This window comes from Pseudomonas nabeulensis (assembly GCF_004682045.1).
Classification (GTDB): domain Bacteria; phylum Pseudomonadota; class Gammaproteobacteria; order Pseudomonadales; family Pseudomonadaceae; genus Aquipseudomonas; species Aquipseudomonas nabeulensis.
Genome location: NZ_QUZT01000034.1, coordinates 44,808 through 63,302 on the forward strand (window position 1 = coordinate 44,808; position 18,495 = coordinate 63,302).

An 18,495-nucleotide genomic window follows, 5' to 3' on the forward strand; every position below is an offset into this window, starting at 1 on the left:
AAGAATTTCAATGTCGGTAGCCGGATGCAGAGGTGTGTATGGCCGTCGTGAGTGATAAGGACACGGCGACCTCCCTGGAATTTTCCCATTGGACCCTGCATGGAGACGGTCGACTGACCGGTGACGGCGCGGATGTTCAACTGCCGCCCAAGGAGTGGCATGTGTTGCGCCTGTTGCTGGAGTCTGGGGGGGCGTTGATGACTAAGGATCGTTTGTTGGACAGGGTCTGGCCCCAAGGGGAGGTGGCTGAAGAGTCATTGACCCGTTGCATCTATTGGTTGCGTAGGCACCTGAGGGGCGACAAAGGGTTTATCAAGACGATCTACGGGAGGGGATACCGCTTCACCTGCCCGGTCAAGGCCCGGCGGCAAGGGCTGGGTTGCATTGATCACGTGGAGCACGTGTGTTCGGCCTGTGGCCAGGTTCGTCATGGTTAGGCTCTGGAGCACCTGCCTGTTGCTGGGCGTTTTGATAGGCGCTAGCCGGGCACAGGCCTATTGCTGGGCAGAGGTTGGCAGTCGCTATGACATCGAGCCGGAGCTGCTGCAGGCCATTGCTGCGGTGGAGTCGGGGTATCGGGCCGATGCGATGAACCGTGCCAACCGTAACGGCACCTGGGATATTGGCCTGATGCAGATCAATAGCCTGCATCTGCCTCGCTTGCTCAAACTGGGTATTACCGAAGAGCGTCTATTGGCCGAGCCATGCCTATCCGTCGAAGTGGGTGCGTCGATTCTCCACGAGTTTATCCAGCGCTTTGGCTACAACTGGACGGCGGTCGGTTCCTACAATGTGGGGCTTGGGTCCGGCCCGCAGCAGGAAGCATTGCGCATGCAATATGCTCAGAAAATATGGCGGCGTTATGAGGAACTGGTTTCGAATCGTGAATGATGATTGGACGGCACGCCTCGCACCCAGCTCGTTACCCCGGCTATAATCGCCGTCACTTTCCGCCGCCATCCGAGTCTAGCCCGCCCATGTATACCCTGGCCCGCCAGCTGTTGTTCAAACTCTCCCCGGAAACCTCCCACGATCTGTCCCTGGACTTGATCGGCGCCGGTGGCCGCCTGGGGCTCAATGGCTTGGTATGCAAGGCGCCTGCGAAAATGCCGGTGTCGGTGATGGGGCTCGACTTCCCCAACCCGGTGGGTTTGGCGGCAGGCCTGGACAAGAACGGTGCGGCCATCGACGGCTTTTCGCAATTGGGTTTCGGTTTTGTCGAAATCGGCACCGTGACTCCGCGCCCACAGCCGGGTAACCCCAAACCGCGTATCTTCCGCCTACCGGAAGCCGAGGCGATCATCAACCGTATGGGCTTCAACAACCTCGGTGTCGATCATTTGCTGTCGCGGGTTCAGGCGGCAAAGTACAAGGGCATCCTGGGTATCAATATCGGCAAGAACGTCGACACCCCGGTTGAGCGCGCGGTAGACGACTACCTGATCTGCCTGGACAAGGTCTATGCCCATGCCAGCTATGTCACCGTCAATGTCAGCTCGCCCAACACCCCGGGCCTGCGCAGCCTGCAGTTCGGTGACTCCCTCAAGCAATTGCTCGAAGCCTTGCGCCTGCGTCAGGAAGACCTGGCTGTGCGCCATGGCAAGCGTGTACCGCTGGCAATCAAGATTGCCCCGGACATGAGTGATGAGGAAACCATCCTGGTGGCCCAGGCTTTGGTGGACTCGGGGATGGACGCGGTGATTGCCACCAACACCACCCTCAGCCGTGTGGGTGTCGAGGGCCTGGCCCATGGCGACGAGGCGGGCGGTCTGTCGGGTGCACCGGTGCGCGAGCAGAGTACTCATATTGTTAAGGTATTGGCTGCTGAGCTGGCGGGTCGCTTGCCGATTATCGCCGCAGGCGGGATTACCGAAGGCAAGCATGCGGCCGAGAAAATCGCCGCGGGCGCCAGCCTGGTGCAGCTGTATTCAGGGTTTATCTACAAGGGCCCAGCGCTGATTCGTCAGTCGGTGGACGCGATCGCTGCACTGCCCAAGGCCTGAACGTCGCCCATTAAAAAGGGCTCCATAAAGGAGCCCCCTGGGCCGAAGCCCGCCGCCCGGATAGGACGTGCGTGGTTAAGTCGTTACATATTCAGAGGTGTGTGTCGGAATTAAGTGCCCTGTTTTAGCCGACCGCGCGAAGTTCGTTGAGTCTGTGGATGCCCGCAGTGCCTGTCATACCGTCCCAGTTGTCGCCGCGTCCTTCTCGCCAGCCGTTGATCCAGGCTTGACGTACCGACGGTAGAGTAAATGGGCAAAGCTCACGGGATTTGCCATGAACGCCATATTGATATCCGCGTAAAAATGCTCTTTCCAACGGATCACGCTTAAGTCTTCTCATAGGGTGTTTCCCTCACTTGTTGACTGTCTTGATATCCTTCGGCCTCGTCCGAGGCCGGGCAGAGTTTTTCTGCCGTTGGTGGGCCCGCTGCCGGCGTGGCGGGCCAATGTGTCGGCGTCGTTACGGCGCCAACCTGTGATGAGTTCTAACCAATAGGTCACATGGATTCAATGATCGTTTTGTCATAAGCACGTAACGATAACGATGCTATAGCCATAAGCTGGGATGGCTTTTCGCCCCATTTATGGGGCAAAGCCAGCTATGATGCACCCTGCCAAGAGGATCGGTTTAATCCTTTAGTGAGAATGTCCGCTCGTTGCAGTCGGTTATTATTCGACGAAGGGTCGGAATATTTCTTTTTGTTGCACCCGATTATTCATCTGCCCCATCGATAACGGCCGCAAGGCCCAGCAGACGGGGCGGGACGGCACATTCGTGCCACGCGAGCACTCTTCAAGAAAAGTGCTTGATTGAAAACCGAGCCGGCGATGCGTCGCCCGTTCATTTATTGCTGAAAAGCCTGGAATGCCCCATGTCGGACCGTTTTGAACTCTTCCTCACCTGCCCCAAGGGCCTCGAAGGCCTGCTGATCGAGGAAGCCGTCGGGCTTGGCCTTGAGGAAGCCCGCGAGCACACCTCGGCCGTGCGCGGCATGGCCGACATGGAAACCGCCTACCGCCTGTGCCTGTGGTCGCGCCTGGCCAACCGCGTGTTGCTGGTGCTCAAGCGCTTCCCGATGAAAGACGCCGAAGACCTCTACCACGGCGTGCTGGATATCGAATGGGCTGACCACATGGTCCCCGACGGCACCCTGGCCGTTGAGTTCAGCGGCCATGGCTCGGGCATCGACAACACCCACTTCGGTGCGCTGAAGGTCAAGGATGCAATTGTCGACAAGCTGCGCACCCCGACTGGCGAACGCCCGTCCATCGACAAGATCAACCCGGACCTGCGCATCCACCTGCGCCTGGACCGTGGCGAAGCCATCCTCTCCCTCGACCTGTCTGGCCATAGCCTGCACCAGCGCGGCTATCGCTTGCAGCAGGGCGCGGCACCGTTGAAGGAAAACCTCGCGGCCGCCGTGCTGATTCGTGCCGGCTGGCCACGCATCGCTGCCGAAGGCGGCGCGCTGAGCGACCCGATGTGCGGCGTGGGCACCTTCCTGGTGGAAGGCGCGATGATCGCCGCCGACATGGCGCCCAACCTCAACCGTGAACTGTGGGGGTTCACCACCTGGCTCGGCCACGTCCCGGCGCTGTGGAAAAAACTCCACGCCGATGCGACTGAGCGCGCCTCGATTGGCATGAACAAGCCGCCGCTGTGGATTCGTGGTTATGAAGCCGATCCACGCCTGATCCAACCGGCCCGCAACAACATCGAACGTGCCGGCCTGAGCCACTGGATCAAGGTGTACCAAGGCGAAGTCGGCACCTTCGAGCCGCGCCCGGACCAGAACCAGAAAGGCCTGGTCATCTGCAACCCGCCGTACGGCGAGCGTTTGGGTGACGAAGCCAGCCTGTTGTACCTCTACCAGAATCTCGGCGAGCGTCTGCGCCAGGCCTGCATGGGCTGGGAAGCGGCGGTGTTCACCGGTGCGCCGGACCTGGGCAAGCGCATGGGTATCCGTAGCCACAAGCAGTATTCGTTCTGGAACGGCGCGTTGCCGTGCAAACTGCTGTTGATCAAGGTCACCCCGGACCAGTTCGTCACCGGCGAACGTCGTACGCCAGAGCAACGCCAGGCTGAACGTGAGCAAGCCGCCTACGATCAAGCCCCGGCTGCGCCGCAAGAGCGCCAGTACAACAAGAACGGCAACCCGATCAAACCCGCGCCGGCCCCGGTGGTCGAGCAGGCGCGCTTGAGCGAAGGCGGGCAGATGTTCGCCAACCGCCTGCAAAAGAACTTGAAGTTGCTGGGTAAGTGGGCCAAGCGCGAAGGCGTGGATTGCTACCGTGTGTACGACGCCGATATGCCGGAATACTCCATGGCGATCGACCTGTACCACGATTGGGTCCACGTGCAGGAATATGCTGCGCCCAAATCCATCGACCCGGAGAAAGCCTCCGCACGCATGTTCGATGCCCTGGCGGCCATTCCCCAGGCGCTGAACATCGACAAGAGCCGCGTGGTGGTCAAGCGTCGTGAGCGCCAGAGCGGCACCAAGCAGTACGAGCGTCAGAGTGCCCAGGGCAAGTTCACCGAAGTCAGTGAAGGCGGTGTGAAGTTGCTGGTCAACCTCACCGACTACCTGGACACCGGCCTGTTCCTCGACCACCGCCCCATGCGCATGCGCATCCAGAAAGAAGCGGCCGGCAAGCGCTTCCTCAACCTGTATTGCTACACCGCCACCGCGAGTGTGCACGCAGCCAAGGGCGGCGCCCGCAGCACCACCAGTGTCGACCTGTCCAAGACCTACCTGGATTGGGCCCGCCGCAACTTCTCCCTCAACGGTTTCTCTGACAAGAACCGCCTGGAGCAGGGTGACGTGATGGCGTGGCTGGAGGCGAGCCGTGATGAGTTCGATCTGATCTTCATCGACCCGCCGACCTTCTCCAACTCCAAGCGAATGGAAGGCATCTTCGACGTGCAGCGTGACCACGTGCAGTTGCTCGACCTGGCGATGGCCCGCCTGGCACCGGGCGGCGTGTTGTACTTCTCGAACAACTTCCGCAAGTTCCAGCTGGAGGACAACCTCAGCGAACGCTATGCGGTTGAAGAAATCAGTGACAAGACCATCGACCCGGATTTTGCGCGCAACGCGAAGATCCACCGGGCGTGGAAAATCACCGCGCGTTGATCGCAGCTTCCATTGAGTGAGCTTCTGTGGCGAGGGAGCTTGCTCCCGCTGGACTGCGCAGCAGTCCCCCGATATTGGGGGCGCTGCGCACCCCGGCGGGAGCAAGCTCCCTCGCCACAGATAGCCGGCTTTTACGCTGGTCAAACACCCGGCTGATGGCTATAACTTAAGGCCTAGCCAAAGTGACACCCCCCGCACGCTGGCGTTGTGAGTGTTGCCTATGCCGTTACAAGCTGTTCGCCCCAAGATCCTAGGCTTTATCAGTGAGCAGGCGTCGGCTTGGCTGGTGGCGTTGGTGGTGGTGCTGGCGGGGTGTTCCCTTACGGTCATCATCGCCTGGGCTGCTTCCGATCTTTATGAACAACAGGTGCGCCAGCGCTTTCAGTTGCTGGTCAACGAGCGTTATTCCCGCTTGCAGGAACGTTTTGAAGACCAGGAACAGCGCCTGAACAGCCTGCGGCGATTTTTCGTCAACTCCAAAGACGTCTCCCGTGAAGAGTTCGACGGTTTTGCCCAACCCCTGTTGCAGCGTACTCGCGCTTACTCCTGGGCGCCCCGGGTGTTTCGCGACCAACGCAGCCAGTTTGAACAAGCGGTTTCCCGCCAGAGGGGCACACCCTTTGTTATCCGCGAGCTGAATGCCGCCGGTGAGCTGGCGCCTGCGCCCGAGCGTGATGAATATGTCCCTGTTTTGTACAGCCAGACCCAAAGCCTGCTGGGCGCCCCCGTGGGCTTTGATCTGCTGGCCCAGCCGTTGCGGCGCGCGACCCTTGAACGCGCACAAAAGAGCGGCAAGCTGGCAGTGTCCCAACCGATGCAACTGGTCGGCGTAGAACCGGCGTATGCCACCGGGGTGTTGTTGGTGGCGCCGGTCAGCAGTCTGTCTGCTGAGCCTTACGGCTACGTGATGGCGGTGATCAGCATGCGCCAACTGGTGGCTGACGGTTTTCCCAAGCCGGATCGGGACAATCTGGTGATGCAGATCGTCGACACCTCTGACACGCAACAGCGTGTGCTCTACGAGTCCAGTAATGCGGTGGGCACAAGTGATCTGACCGCCGCACGCCGCCTGACCCTGGGCGATCATGTCTATGCCTTGAGCCTGCGCCCCAGCCAGGTGTTCGACCAAGCCAATCATTCTTCCCTGGCCACGGTCTTGACCATGGGCGGCCTGCTCAGCCTTCTGCTTGCCGCCTTGCTCTATATGCTGGTCAGCCAACGCCAGCGCGCCCTGGCGCTGGTGGAACAACGCACCGCTCAACTACGCCAGCGCGAGCAGGAGCTGCGCGGCGCCCACGGTCAATTGCGCAGTGTGCTGAATGCCGCGACTCAGGTGGCGATCATTGCCACCGACCTGCGTGGCGTTATCAATACCTTCAATGCCGGTGCCGAGCAGATGCTGGGGTTCAAGGCGGAACAGGTCGTGGGCAAGTTGACCCTGGAAAGCCTGCACCTGGCGTCTGAGCTGGAAGCGCGCTCCGCCAGCCTGAGTGTGGCCCTGGGCAAACGCATTCCGGCGGGCCAGGCGATGCTGGTGGAGAATCCGGACACCCTGCACGAGGCCCGTGAATGGAGTTTGACTCGCCAGGATGGCACTCACCTGACGGTGAACATGCTGGCCACCGTCTTGCTGGATGACCATGGGTTGTGGGTCGGCCACTTGGCGATTTATTTGGACGTCACCGAGCAAAAACGCGCCTATGAGGCGTTGGCTGCCCGGGATCGCTTGCTGAAAAAACTCAGTGCCCACGTGCCCGGCGGCATCTTCCAGTTCACCCTCGAACCCCAGGACAACTGGCGTTTTATCTACGCCAGCGACGGCATGCGTGACATCTATGAGATTGAGCCTGGGGTCTTGCAGCAGGACGCAAAAAAGGCGTTCGAGCGCATTCATCCACTGGACGTAGAGCGAGTACGCGCCTCGATTCGCTTGTCGGCGTTGCAGCTAAGCCATTGGCGCGAAGAGTATCGGGTGCAATTGCCGCAACGTGGCCTGCGCTGGATTCGCGGTGAGGCCACGCCAGAGGAGTTACCCGGCGGCGGCACCTTGTGGCACGGCTACGTGTCGGACATTTCCGATTTGAAGCGGGTGGAAGAAGAGCTGCGCGCGCTGACCATCACTGACTCTCTGACCGGGATCCACAACCGTCGGTATTTCCAGGACCGACTCAAGGCCGAGATGGTGCGGCTTAACCGAACGTCTGGGGCGTTGTCGTTGATCATGCTCGACATCGACCACTTCAAGCGCATCAACGACCAACATGGGCACGCCGTGGGCGACAGCGTGTTGCAGGAAGTGTGTAAACGTATCCGTGAGCGCCTGCGCCGTACCGACGTGTTTTGCCGGCTGGGAGGCGAGGAGTTCATGGTGCTGTGCCCCAACACTGAGGGTGAACAGGCCTACAGCCTGGCGATGGAGTTGTGGCAGGCCCTGCGCAGCGCGACGATGGCCCCGGTGGGCATTGTCACTGCCAGTTTTGGCGTGGCCAGTTGGCGGGTGGGTGAAGGGATTGATGGGCTGCTGTTGCGCGCCGACTCGGCGGTGTATGTGGCCAAGCAGGCCGGGCGGGATCGGGTGGAGGCGGAGCGAGTGCAAGCTTGATGGCTTGCACTGAACCCAATGTGGGAGGGGGCTTGCCCCCCGATTGCAGAGTGTCAGTCAACTTATTCAGTGACTGACACTCTGCAATCGGGGGCAAGCCCCCTCCCACAGGGGACCGCCGTTGCACCTAGAGCGCGGGCGCAGCAGCCACGACTTTCGGCTGGCGATACAAATCCAAGAGCACCTGATCCAACACCGACGAAGCTCCCCACGGCTTCGGATCATTAAGAATCGCCACCACCGCCCAGGTGTTACCGTTATTGTCACGGCTGAACCCGGCGATAGCCCGCACGGTATTCAAGGTGCCGGTCTTGACGTGGGCTTCTCCGCGCATGGCCGTGGTCTTCAGGCGTTTGCGCATGGTGCCGTCGGTGCCGGCAATCGGCAGCGAGCTGATGTATTCCGCGGCATAGGGACTTTTCCACGCGGCTTGCAACATGGCCGCCATCTCGCGGGCGCTGACTCGTTCGGCACGGGACAGCCCGGAGCCGTTCTCCATCACCAGGTGCGGTGCGGTGATGCCTTTTTTCGCCAGCCACTGGCGCACTACACGTTGCGCCGCCTTGGCGTCGTCGCCGTCAGCATCGTTGCGAAATTGCGCGCCCAGGCTCAGGAACAGTTGCTGGGCCATGGTGTTGTTACTGTATTTGTTGATGTCGCGGATGATCTCCGCCAGGTCCGGCGAGAACGCCCGGGCCAAGACCTTGGCATCCTTGGGCACCGGCGCCTGGATATCACGGCCCTGAATGGTGCCGCCCAATTCCTGCCAGATTGCCCGCACGGCACCGGCGGTGTAGGTGGCGTGGTCGAGCAGCGACAGATAGGTCTGTGAACTGCAGCCATCGGCCAGTTGGCCGCTGACAGTCACGGTCACGCTGCCATCGGCGGCGGTGACCGGGTTGTAGCGCACATCGCCGGTGCATTGCTTGGCGTTGGAGACCTTCACCTGGTTGTCGATGCGGATGCTGGCAATTGGCGGCTCCACCGACACCAGCACGCGGCCGGAATCGTTGCGGGTCACGAAGCGCAGGGCCTTGAGGTTGACCAGCAGGGCATCGGGCTTGACCAGGAACGGCTTGTTCTCGTCGTTACCGTCGTCATTGAATTCCGGCAACAGCGGTTGGTTGAAGAAACCACGGTCCAGCACCAGATCCCCGGTCACTTGTTGCACGCCGTTGGCGCGCAGGTCGCGCATCAGCAGCCAGAGTTTTTCCATGTTCAGCTTGGGATCGCCGCCGCCCTTGAGGTACAGGTTGCCATGCAACACGCCGCCGCTGAGGGTGCCGTCGGTGTAGAACTCGGTTTTCCACTGGTGATTGGGGCCGAGCATCTCCAGGGCCGCATATGTGGTCACCAGTTTCATGGTGGACGCCGGGTTCACCGAGACGTCAGCGTTGAAAACGGTAGGCGTACCTGGGCCGTTCAGAGGAATCATCACCAGGGAAAGGGCAGTGTTTTGCAGCTTGGCTTTGGTGAGCGCCTGCTGAACATTGGGTGGCAGGCTGTTGTTGACAGGGGCAGCGGTAGCGGAGAAAGCCAGTGGCAGAATAAGACCGGCGAGTAGTACGGAGCGCAAAGATTTGATCATAAGTGATAAGACCCTACTACTGAGGAGGGTGAAAAAAGGCGAGGGGTATGTAGGAAAATCCCTCATTGGTCATGAAAGTGTCGGCATTATGCCCCAAGGTGGGGCCAGTTGTAGCTGAACGATAGCCGGTATTCGCGGTTTTTTTACCTGCAAAGTGCCGCCTGTCCCAGAGAGTCGGGCATTCGCCTGCTTAAACTGCTAAAGTGCCGCCCGTTATTACTTAAGAGGATTGTTCCATGGCGACTAACCGTTCCCAGCGTCTGCGCAAAAAACTGTGCGTTGATGAATTTCAAGAGCTGGGTTTCGAACTGAACCTGGACTTCAAAGAAGGCCTGAGTGAAGAAGCTATCGACGCTTTCCTCGACGCATTCCTGAAAGAAGCCATGGAGGCCAATGGCCTCGGCTACGTTGGCGGCGATGACTACGGTCTGGTTTGCCTGCAGAAGCGTGGCTCGGTCAGCGAAGAACAGCGTGCTGCTGTTGAAAGCTGGCTCAAAGGCCGCAGCGAACTGAAAAGCGCTGAAGTCAGCCCGTTGCTGGACGTGTGGTATCCGGATAAGCCGATCAACGCGGCTAAGTGATACTGAAAAAACGGCGACCCAAGGGTCGCCGTTTTTTTATGCCTTGCGCCAATTCAGAATCAGCAGCGTCAACACCCCCGCCACAATTCCCCAGAATGCCGAGCCGATGGAAAACAGCGTCAAGCCGGACGCGGTGACCATAAAGGTGATCAGCGCCGCTTCCCGCTCCTTGGGCTCATTCATGGCGATGCTCAAGCCATTGATGATCGAGCCAAACAACGCCAAGGCGGCAATCGACAGCACCAGCTCCTTGGGCAAGGCTGCAAACAGCGCCGCCAAGGTCGCGCCGAACACCCCGGCAATTCCGTAGAACACCCCACACCACACGGCTGCCGTATAGCGCTTGTTGCGGTCTTCATGGGCGTGGGGCCCGGTGCAAATGGCCGCGCTGATCGCTGCCAGGTTGATACCGTGGGAGCCGAACGGCGACAGCACCAGGGACGCGAGCCCCGTGGCAGTGATCAGCGGCGAAGCCGGTACGTTGTAGCCATCGGCCCGCAGAACCGCGACGCCCGGCATGTTCTGCGAGGTCATCGCCACCACGAACAGCGGGATGCCGATGCTGATGGTCGCCGCCAGCGAGAAGTGCGGTGTGGTCCATACCGGTGTCGCCACTTCCAGATGAAAGCCGCTGAAATCCAGCAACCCCATCAGCCCGGACAACGCCGTGCCGATCACCAGCGCGGCCAGCACCGCATAACGCGGCGACAGGCGCTTGATGATCAGGTAGGTAAAGAACATTCCCAGCACCAGGCCGGTTCGATGCTGCGCAGCAACGAAAATCTCGCTGCCGATCTTGAACAGAATCCCCGCCAGCAACGCCGCCGCCAGCGACGCCGGAATGCGCTTGACCAGTTTTTCAAAGCTGCCGGTCAAGCCGCAAATCGTCACCAGTACTGCGCAGGTGATGTAGGCGCCGATGGCTTCGCCGTAACTCACCCCGCCGAGGCTGGTGATCAGCAGCGCCGCGCCGGGGGTCGACCAGGCGATGGTAATCGGCGTGCGATAGCGCAGAGACAGGCCGATGCTGCACACCGCCATGCCGATGGAAATCGCCCAGATCCACGAGGAAATTTGCGCCGTGGTCAAACCGGCAGCCTGGCCAGCCTGGAACATCAGCACCAGGGAACTGGTGTAGCCGGTCATCATGGCAATGAAACCGGCGACGATAGCCGATGGAGAGGTGTCGGCCAACGGGCGCAGCGGCGCTTGGGTGGCATCGGTCATGGAGCGGTGTTCCTTATTGCCAGAGAAATTGCGGATTCAAGCCTAAACTCAAACGTGACCACTCATTGCAATACAGCCGACACCGCATTCAGCCGTACAGTGTGTTGGCGCAATCGGTTGTGTACAATGTGCCCTGTTTTTAGGCAATACTTGCCAGCGACACGCGCTTGCCGTATTACCGTTAATTCGCCGCCGTTCTCCAAACCCGAGTGCCCATGAACGAACAGTTGCAACCTCTCAAGAAAACACCGCGAGCCGGCAAAGCCGGGCGCAGCGGTACCCAGGACGATATCGTCTACGCGCATATCTTCGAGGCGATCCTCGAACAACGCCTGGCACCCGGTACCAAATTGAGTGAAGAGGCCCTGGGCGAAATCTTCGGCGTCAGCCGCACCATCATTCGCCGCGCACTCTCGCGCCTGGCCCATGAAGGGGTGGTGTTGCTGCGGCCCAATCGCGGCGCCGTGGTGGCCAGCCCGAGCGTCGAGGAGGCCCGCCAAGTGTTTATGGCGCGGCGCCTGGTGGAACGGGCGATCACTGAACTGGCGGTGCAGCACGCCACCGCTGAGCAACTGGCCGAGTTGCGCCAGATGGTCAACGACGAGCGCGACAGTTTCTCCCGTGGGGACCGTGGTGCCGGCATCCGCCTCTCCGGCGAGTTCCACCTCAAGCTGGCCGAGGCCGCGAAAAACGCGCCGCTGATCAGCTTCCAGCGCAGCCTGGTGTCCCAGACCTCATTGATCATCGCCCAGTACGAAAGCGGCAACCGCTCGCACTGCTCGTATGACGAACACACCCAGTTGATCGACGCGATCGAAGCGCGTGACGCGGCGCTGGCGGTGGATTTGATGATGCATCACATGGATCACATCGACAGCAAGCTCAACCTCGATGAAGAGAGTGCTTCGGATGATTTGCATGCGGTATTTTCGCATTTGTTGCAGACCAAGAAGCCGGGGCGTTCGTCGATCAAGCTGTAATTTTCCTGAGGCGCCGGGGGCTAAAAATGTGGGAGGGGGCTTGCCCCCGATAGCGGTGGGTCAGCCAGCTAGTTCAGTGACTGACACCCTGCAATCGGGGGCAAGCCCCCTCCCACATTTTGATTTTCAGTGACTTAAGATCAGCGCTGGTGCACCAGGTTGCCCGCCGCATAGGTCTGCAACACCGTCCGATCATCCCCCAGCGTCATCAACACAAACAACGTCTCGGCAATGTTATTGGCCTGCTTCAAGCGATAGCTCAGCAGCGGCGTAGCGTTGTAATCCAGTACCAGGAAATCCGCATCCGTCCCCGGCTGCAACGTGCCGATCTTGTCTTCCAGCCGCAGCGCCCGCGCACCACCCAGGGTCGCCAGGTACAACGACTTGAACGGACTCAAGCGCGCACCCTGCAACTGCATCACCTTGTAGGCTTCGTTCAGGGTTTGCAGCAACGAGAAACTGGTGCCGCCGCCCACGTCGGTGCCCAGGCCCACGTTCAATTTGTGCTTCTCGGCCATCGGCAGGTTGAACAACCCACTGCCCAAGAAGAAGTTCGACGTCGGGCAGAACGCCACCGCCGATCCGGTTTCCGCCAGCCGCGCGCACTCGTCGTCACACAGGTGCACGCCATGGGCAAACACCGAGCGCTCGCCCAGCAGCTTGTAGTGGTCGTACACATCCAGGTAGCCGCTGCGCTCCGGGAATAGCTCCTTCACCCATTCGACTTCCTGCTTGTTCTCGCTGATGTGGGTCTGCATGTACAGGTCCGGGTATTCCCCCAGCAATTGCCCGGCCAGCGCCAGTTGTTCCGGTGTGCTGGTGGGTGCAAAACGTGGCGTGACCGCATAGTGCAGGCGACCCTTGCCGTGCCAGCGCTCGATCAGCGCCTTGCTTTCCTGATAGCCGGATTCGGCGGTGTCGGTGAGGTAGTCCGGTGCGTTGCGGTCCATCATCACCTTGCCGGCGATCATGCGCAGGTCGAGTTTTTCGGCCGCTTCAAAGAACGAGTTCACCGACTGCGGATGCACGCTGCCAAACACCAGCGCGGTGGTGGTGCCGTTGCGTAGGAGTTCCTTGATAAAGATGTCGGCAACTTCCTCGGCGTGGGCCTTGTCGGCGAATTGGCTTTCACACGGGAAGGTGTAGGTGTTGAGCCAGTCCAGCAGTTGCTCGCCATAGGCGCCGACCATGCCGGTTTGCGGCAGGTGGATATGGGTGTCGATCAGGCCGGGGGTGATCAGCGCGTCTTGATAATGAGTGATGTCGATATCGGCAGGCAGGGTCGGCAGCAAATCGCTGGAATGGCCGATGGCGCTGATTTGACCGTTCTCTATGACCAGTAGGCCGTCTTCGAAATACTCGTAGGACGCTTCGATCCCTACTTCAGCAGGGTCGGCGATGCTGTGGAGGAGGGCGGCACGGTAGGCGTTGCGAGTCAAAGGCATGGTGTTCTCAATTCAAATGGCTTGGCTGCGGCGCGAGGCGGGCAGCAGTTTGGCAATCGGTTCGGCGCTGGCGGTGTGCTGGCCGAAATTGGCGTTATAGGTGGCGATGATTTCGCCGGCGATGGAAATAGCGATCTCCACCGGCAATTTGCCCTTCACCTCGGTGAGGCCCATGGGGCAGCGCATGCGTTGCAGTTGTGCGGTGTCGAAGCCGCGATCACGCAGACGATGTTCGAACTTGACGCGCTTGGTCTTCGAGCCGATCAGGCCGAAGTAGGCGAAGTCATTACGCTTGAGCAGGGCGGCGGTGAGTTCCAGGTCCAGCGCGTGATTGTGGGTCATGACGATGCAGTAACTACCCACCGGCAAGTCGGCAATTTCGTCGATTGGCTCTTCGCTGACGATTTTACGCACGCCTTCGGGGATATGTTCCGGAAACTCCTGTTCGCGGGAATCGATCCAGCGTACCCGGCACGGCAGGCTCGCCAGCAACGGCACCAATGCGCGGCCAACGTGGCCGGCGCCGAACACCGCGATCTGCGCCTGCACCTGGCCCATGGGTTCGAACAGCAACACGGTCACGCCGCCGCAGCATTGGCCCAGGCTTGCGCCGAGGCTGAAGCGCTCCAGATGGGTGTTCTGCTGGCCACGTGCGAGCATGTCCCGGGCGATTTGCATCGCCTTGTATTCCAGGTGGCCGCCGCCGATGGTGTCGAAGGTCTGGTTGGCGCTGATGACCATCTTGGAACCGGCGTTGCGTGGGGTGGAGCCGAGTTCTTCGATGATGGTCACGAGCACGCAGGGTTCGCCGCTGTTTTGCAGATTGGCGAGGGCGCTGATCCAATAATTCATAGTCACCTCTTGTGGTGTCTGCCAGGCCGCTATCGGGGGCAAGCCCCCTCCCACATTTGAATGTATTCACAGATAGAGATAGGTGAACCCAATCGAGTGTGGGAGGGGGCTTGCCCCTGATGGCAGCGCCTCGGTCTAAAGCGAAGCCATCTCGGTTTCCGTTTCCACAGGCGAAGCCGCCGTCAACTGCCGCATCTGCTCACACCCCCACAACACCCGCTCCGGTGTCGCCGGCGCATCGATTTTCGGCTGATGGCGATAGTCACCCAGGCTCGCCACCGCATCCTTGATCGCACACCACGAGGCAATCCCAAGCATAAACGGCGGCTCACCCACGGCCTTGGAATGGAACACCGTGTCTTCCGGGTTCTTGCGGTTCTCTACCAGCTTCACCCGCAGGTCCAGTGGCATATCCGCAACGGCCGGGATCTTGTAGCTGGCCGGGCCGTTGGTCATCAGCTTGCCCTTGTTGTTCCACACCAGTTCTTCCATGGTCAGCCAGCCCATGCCCTGGATAAACCCGCCCTCCACCTGGCCGATGTCGATGGCCGGGTTCAGCGAGGCGCCCACGTCGTGGAGGATGTCGGTGCGCAGCATCTTGTATTCGCCGGTCAGCGTATCGACGATCACCTCGCAGCACGCCGCGCCGAACGCGAAGTAATAGAACGGCCGACCCCGCGCCTGGCTGCGGTCGTAGAAGATTTTCGGGGTTTTGTAGAACCCGGTACTCGACAGCGACACCTGGGCGAAATACGCCTGCTGGATCAACGCTTCAAACGTCAGTATCTGATCGCGCACGCGCACATGGCCGTTGTGGAATTCCACGTCCGCTTCACTCACGTCGTACTTGCGCGCGGCAAATTCCACCAAGCGCTGCTTGATGGTTTCCGCCGCATTCTGCGCGGCCTTGCCGTTCAGGTCGGCGCCACTGGAAGCGGCGGTCGGCGAGGTGTTGGGCACCTTGTCGGTGTTGGTGGCGGTGATCTGCACGCGGTCGATTTCCACCTGGAACACTTCAGCCACCACCTGCGCGACCTTGGTGTTCAAGCCCTGGCCCATCTCGGTGCCGCCGTGGTTCAGGTGGATGCTGCCGTCGGTGTAGATATGGATCAGCGCACCGGCCTGGTTGAGAAAACTCGCGGTAAACGAAATACCGAATTTCACCGGGGTCAGCGCCAGGCCTTTTTTCAGGATCGGGCTGTGGGCGTTGTACAGGCGAATCGCTTCGCGGCGCTCGGCGTATTGGCTGCTGGCCTCAAGCTCGGCAGTCATTTCTTCGAGCATGTTGTGCTCGACGGTCTGGTAGTAGTGGGTGACGTTGCGCTCGGTCTTGCCGTAGTAGTTGGCCTTGCGCACGGCCAGTGGGTCCAGCGCCAGATGCCGGGCGATGGCGTCCATCACTTCTTCGATGGCGACCATGCCTTGCGGCCCGCCGAATCCGCGATAGGCGGTGTTGGACGCGGTGTTGGTCTTGCAGCGATGGCCGTTGACCGTGGCATCGCCCAGGTAATACGAGTTGTCGGAGTGGAACATGGCGCGGTCGACAATCGAGTTGGACAAGTCTGGCGAACAGCCGCAGTTGCCGGCCAGGTCCAGGTTGATCCCATGCAGGCGGCCGGTGTCGTCAAAGCCCACGTCGTATTCGATATAGAAGGGGTGGCGCTTGCCGGTCATCAGCATGTCCTCCACACGCGGCAGGCGCATCTTGGTTGGCTGGCCGGTCAGGCGCGCGACCACCGCGCACAGGCACGCGGGGCTGGCGGCCTGGGTTTCCTTGCCGCCGAAACCACCGCCCATGCGGCGCATGTCGACGACGATTTTATTCATCGACACGTCCAGCACTTCGGCCACCAGTTTCTGCACTTCGGTGGGGTTTTGCGTGGAGCAGTAGACGATCATGCCGCCGTCTTCGGTGGGCATCACCGATGAGATCTGGGTTTCCAGGTAAAAGTGTTCCTGGCCGCCGATATGCAGGGTGCCCTGGATGCGGTTTTTCGCGCTCGCCAATGCGCCTGCCGAATCACCGCGTTGGTGGGTGTGGCTGTCGAGCACGAAGTGCTTTTTGCGAAACGCCTCGACCACATCCAGCACCGGTTCAAGGTCTTCGTATTCGATCACGGCGGCCATCGCGGCTTTGCGTGCGGTTTCGAGGTCGCGTGCAGCCACGGCCAACACCACCTGGCCCACAAACTGCACCGTGTCGATGGCCAGCAGCGGGTCACCGGGCATCAACGGGCCGATGTCTTTCAGGCCCGGCACGTCTTCGTGAGTGATGACGATACGCACGCCTTCAAAGGCGTAGCACGGTGCCGTGTCGATGCTGACGATCCGGGCGTGGGCGCGGTCGGACATGCGCGCATACAGGTGCAGCTGATTAGGGAATTCCAGGCGGTCATCGATGTACTGCGCCTCGCCGGACACATGCTTGGCGGCGCTGTCATGCTTGACGCTGCGGCCCACGCCGGAGGTGAGGTCCTGGGCAAAGAGCGCGGCGAGTTCGGCCTGGGTTTTAACGACGGCGTGATGGTTAGACATAAGCGGTCACCCGAGTCTCGATGTGCGGCGTTTGCAGCTCAATGAAGTACTTGCGCAGCAGGTTCTGTGCGCTGAGCAGGCGGTATTCCTTGCTGGCGCGGAAGTCCGACAGCGGGGTGAAATCCTCGGCCAGGGCGGCGCAGGCCTTTTCCACTGTGGTGGAATTCCAAGTGGCCCCGACTAAAACAGCCTCACAGCTTTTCGCGCGTTTGGGCGTCGCGGCCATGCCGCCGAAAGCAACGCGGGCTTCACGGATCACACCGTTGTCGATGTTCAAGTTGAACGCGGCGCAGACCGCAGAAATATCATCGTCCAGGCGCTTGGACACCTTGTACGCACGGAACAGGGTGTGGCCCTTGGGCACGATGATTTTTTCGATGAATTCGCTGTCTTGCCGTGCGGTGACGCGGTAGTCGATGAAATAGTCTTCCAGCGCCAGGGTGCGGCGGGTCTCGCCTTTGCACAGTACGATCTGCGCGCCGAGGGCGATCAGCAGCGGTGGCGAATCACCAATGGGCGAGGCGTTGCCGATATTGCCGCCGAGGGTGCCCTGGTTGCGAATCTGCAACGAGGCGAAGCGGTGCAGCAGGTCGCCGAAGTCCGGGTATTCGTGGTGCAGTGCGGTGTAGCAGTCGGAGAGGGCGGTGGCGGCGCCGATTTCCAGGCGGTCGTCGAAGTCGTCGATGCGCTTCATCTCGGCGATGTTGCCCACGTAGATCATCACCGGCAACGTGCGGTGGAACTGGGTGACTTCCAGCGCCAGGTCGGTGCCGCCGGCCAGCAGGCGGGCTTGAGGGTAGGCATCGTAGAGGTCGGCCAGGTCGGCGACGGTGAGCGGCACCAGGCAGCGCTTGTCACCACTGTTGAGTTCGCCGGTTTGCGTCGGCGCGATGGCCTTGAGGCGGGCGATGGTCTCGGTTTGGCGGCTGTCGAATTGATCTTGCGGCTTGTTGCAGCAGGCCTGTTCGGCGGCGGCGAGAATCGGGCGATAGCCGGTGCAGCGGCACAGGTTGCCGGCCAGGGCTTCGTGGGCCTTTTGACTGTCGGGGGCTTCGCTGTTTTTTTGCAGGGCAAACAACGACATCACAAAGCCCGGTGTGCAAAAACCGCATTGGGAGCCGTGGCACTCGACCATGGCCTGTTGCACGCTGTGCAGTTGGCCCTGGTGCTTGAGGTCTTCGACGCTGATCAGTTGCTTGCCGTGCAGGGACGAGACAAAGGTCAGGCACGAATTGAGGCTGCGATAACGAATCTGCTCGATGCCTTGCGCATCCGCATGCAGCTCGCCGACCACCACGGTGCACGCACCGCAATCGCCGCTGGCGCAGCCTTCCTTGGTGCCGGATTTGCCCAAATGCTCGCGTAAATAGTTGAGCACGGTCAGGTTGGGGTCCAGGGCGTGCTCGCTACGGAGTTCCTGGTTAAGTAAAAACTGGATCACGGAAGGCCTCGCAGACTCATTATTGTTGTTAACCGCTTTGCGCCGAATCTAGTCATGTCTGACTTTTCGGTCAACGAATTTCTGACCAGAAGGTCAAGAAAATG

The 18,495-nt window shown here is 60.6% G+C and carries 14 protein-coding genes; 7 read left to right on the forward strand and 7 right to left on the reverse strand.

Going from position 1 to position 18,495, the window contains the following annotated elements; all coding sequences use genetic code 11:
- Positions 1 to 38: 38 nt before the first annotated feature.
- From DYL61_RS18215 to DYL61_RS18225, 3 genes are all read left to right on the forward strand, one after another.
- Complete coding sequence (locus DYL61_RS18215; protein WP_135309479.1) at positions 39 to 437, forward strand: winged helix-turn-helix domain-containing protein; 399 nt, start codon at positions 39 to 41, stop codon at positions 435 to 437.
- A complete protein-coding gene (locus tag DYL61_RS18220; protein WP_135309480.1) occupies positions 430 to 891 on the forward strand; it encodes a transglycosylase SLT domain-containing protein in 462 nt (153 codons plus the stop codon). The genes DYL61_RS18215 and DYL61_RS18220 overlap by 8 nt, the downstream gene beginning before the upstream one ends.
- An 86-nt stretch (positions 892 to 977) precedes the next feature.
- Positions 978 to 2,003: a quinone-dependent dihydroorotate dehydrogenase gene (locus DYL61_RS18225; RefSeq protein WP_135309481.1), complete on the forward strand. Its 1,026-nt coding sequence runs from the start codon at positions 978 to 980 to the stop codon at positions 2,001 to 2,003.
- Positions 2,004 to 2,127: 124 nt separating this feature from the next.
- Here DYL61_RS18225 and rmf read toward each other — a convergent pair whose 3' ends face one another.
- On the reverse strand, positions 2,128 to 2,343 hold the full coding sequence (rmf, locus tag DYL61_RS18230; protein ID WP_074702867.1) for a ribosome modulation factor: 216 nt from the start codon (positions 2,341 to 2,343) through the stop codon (positions 2,128 to 2,130).
- 532 nt (positions 2,344 to 2,875) lie between these two features.
- On the opposite strand from rmf, the gene rlmKL reads away from it, so the two are divergent.
- On the forward strand, positions 2,876 to 5,140 hold the full coding sequence (rlmKL, locus tag DYL61_RS18235) for a bifunctional 23S rRNA (guanine(2069)-N(7))-methyltransferase RlmK/23S rRNA (guanine(2445)-N(2))-methyltransferase RlmL (RefSeq protein ID WP_135309482.1): 2,265 nt from the start codon (positions 2,876 to 2,878) through the stop codon (positions 5,138 to 5,140).
- A gap of 220 nt (positions 5,141 to 5,360) precedes the next feature.
- Entirely contained in the window at positions 5,361 to 7,742 is a 2,382-nt protein-coding gene (locus DYL61_RS18240; protein WP_135309483.1) for a sensor domain-containing diguanylate cyclase, read from the forward strand.
- A 127-nt stretch (positions 7,743 to 7,869) separates the two neighbouring features.
- Here DYL61_RS18240 and dacB read toward each other — a convergent pair whose 3' ends face one another.
- The gene (gene dacB / locus DYL61_RS18245; protein ID WP_135309484.1) at positions 7,870 to 9,330 is read right to left on the reverse strand and encodes a D-alanyl-D-alanine carboxypeptidase/D-alanyl-D-alanine endopeptidase; all 1,461 of its coding nucleotides are present in this window, start codon (positions 9,328 to 9,330) and stop codon (positions 7,870 to 7,872) included.
- A gap of 236 nt (positions 9,331 to 9,566) precedes the next feature.
- Here dacB and DYL61_RS18250 point away from each other — a divergent pair, with 236 nt between their 5' ends.
- A complete protein-coding gene (locus DYL61_RS18250; RefSeq protein ID WP_135309485.1) occupies positions 9,567 to 9,911 on the forward strand; it encodes a YggL family protein in 345 nt (114 codons plus the stop codon).
- 36 nt (positions 9,912 to 9,947) lie between these two features.
- Here the strand turns inward: DYL61_RS18250 and DYL61_RS18255 are convergent, their stop codons facing one another.
- Positions 9,948 to 11,138, reverse strand: a complete 1,191-nt coding sequence (locus tag DYL61_RS18255) for a benzoate/H(+) symporter BenE family transporter (RefSeq protein ID WP_135288556.1) — start codon at positions 11,136 to 11,138, stop codon at positions 9,948 to 9,950.
- A 215-nt stretch (positions 11,139 to 11,353) separates the two neighbouring features.
- On the opposite strand from DYL61_RS18255, the gene DYL61_RS18260 reads away from it, so the two are divergent.
- Positions 11,354 to 12,118, forward strand: coding sequence for a GntR family transcriptional regulator (locus DYL61_RS18260; protein ID WP_105697566.1), 765 nt, complete (start codon positions 11,354 to 11,356; stop codon positions 12,116 to 12,118).
- Between the two features lie 140 nt (positions 12,119 to 12,258).
- Here the strand turns inward: DYL61_RS18260 and guaD are convergent, their stop codons facing one another.
- From guaD to xdhA, 4 genes are all read right to left on the reverse strand, one after another.
- Positions 12,259 to 13,557: a guanine deaminase gene (gene guaD / locus DYL61_RS18265; RefSeq protein ID WP_420825077.1), complete on the reverse strand. Its 1,299-nt coding sequence runs from the start codon at positions 13,555 to 13,557 to the stop codon at positions 12,259 to 12,261.
- An 18-nt stretch (positions 13,558 to 13,575) separates the two neighbouring features.
- Positions 13,576 to 14,415, reverse strand: coding sequence for a xanthine dehydrogenase accessory protein XdhC (gene xdhC / locus DYL61_RS18270; RefSeq protein WP_135309487.1), 840 nt, complete (start codon positions 14,413 to 14,415; stop codon positions 13,576 to 13,578).
- Between the two features lie 135 nt (positions 14,416 to 14,550).
- On the reverse strand, positions 14,551 to 16,950 hold the full coding sequence (gene xdhB / locus DYL61_RS18275; RefSeq protein WP_135309488.1) for a xanthine dehydrogenase molybdopterin binding subunit: 2,400 nt from the start codon (positions 16,948 to 16,950) through the stop codon (positions 14,551 to 14,553).
- A complete protein-coding gene (xdhA, locus tag DYL61_RS18280; protein ID WP_135309489.1) occupies positions 16,943 to 18,391 on the reverse strand; it encodes a xanthine dehydrogenase small subunit in 1,449 nt (482 codons plus the stop codon). Before xdhA ends, xdhB begins: the two co-directional genes overlap by 8 nt.
- Between the last annotated feature and the right edge of the window lie 104 nt (positions 18,392 to 18,495).

Coding starts and splice junctions, on each gene's coding strand:
- DYL61_RS18215 (WP_135309479.1), top strand. CDS start 39: ATGGCCGTCGTGAGTGATAAGGACACGGCGACCTCCCTGGAATTTTCC.
- DYL61_RS18220 (WP_135309480.1), top strand. CDS start 430: ATGGTTAGGCTCTGGAGCACCTGCCTGTTGCTGGGCGTTTTGATAGGC.
- DYL61_RS18225 (WP_135309481.1), top strand. CDS start 978: ATGTATACCCTGGCCCGCCAGCTGTTGTTCAAACTCTCCCCGGAAACC.
- rmf (WP_074702867.1), bottom strand. CDS start 2,343: ATGAGAAGACTTAAGCGTGATCCGTTGGAAAGAGCATTTTTACGCGGA.
- rlmKL (WP_135309482.1), top strand. CDS start 2,876: ATGTCGGACCGTTTTGAACTCTTCCTCACCTGCCCCAAGGGCCTCGAA.
- DYL61_RS18240 (WP_135309483.1), top strand. CDS start 5,361: ATGCCGTTACAAGCTGTTCGCCCCAAGATCCTAGGCTTTATCAGTGAG.
- dacB (WP_135309484.1), bottom strand. CDS start 9,330: ATGATCAAATCTTTGCGCTCCGTACTACTCGCCGGTCTTATTCTGCCA.
- DYL61_RS18250 (WP_135309485.1), top strand. CDS start 9,567: ATGGCGACTAACCGTTCCCAGCGTCTGCGCAAAAAACTGTGCGTTGAT.
- DYL61_RS18255 (WP_135288556.1), bottom strand. CDS start 11,138: ATGACCGATGCCACCCAAGCGCCGCTGCGCCCGTTGGCCGACACCTCT.
- DYL61_RS18260 (WP_105697566.1), top strand. CDS start 11,354: ATGAACGAACAGTTGCAACCTCTCAAGAAAACACCGCGAGCCGGCAAA.
- xdhC (WP_135309487.1), bottom strand. CDS start 14,415: ATGAATTATTGGATCAGCGCCCTCGCCAATCTGCAAAACAGCGGCGAA.
- xdhB (WP_135309488.1), bottom strand. CDS start 16,950: ATGTCTAACCATCACGCCGTCGTTAAAACCCAGGCCGAACTCGCCGCG.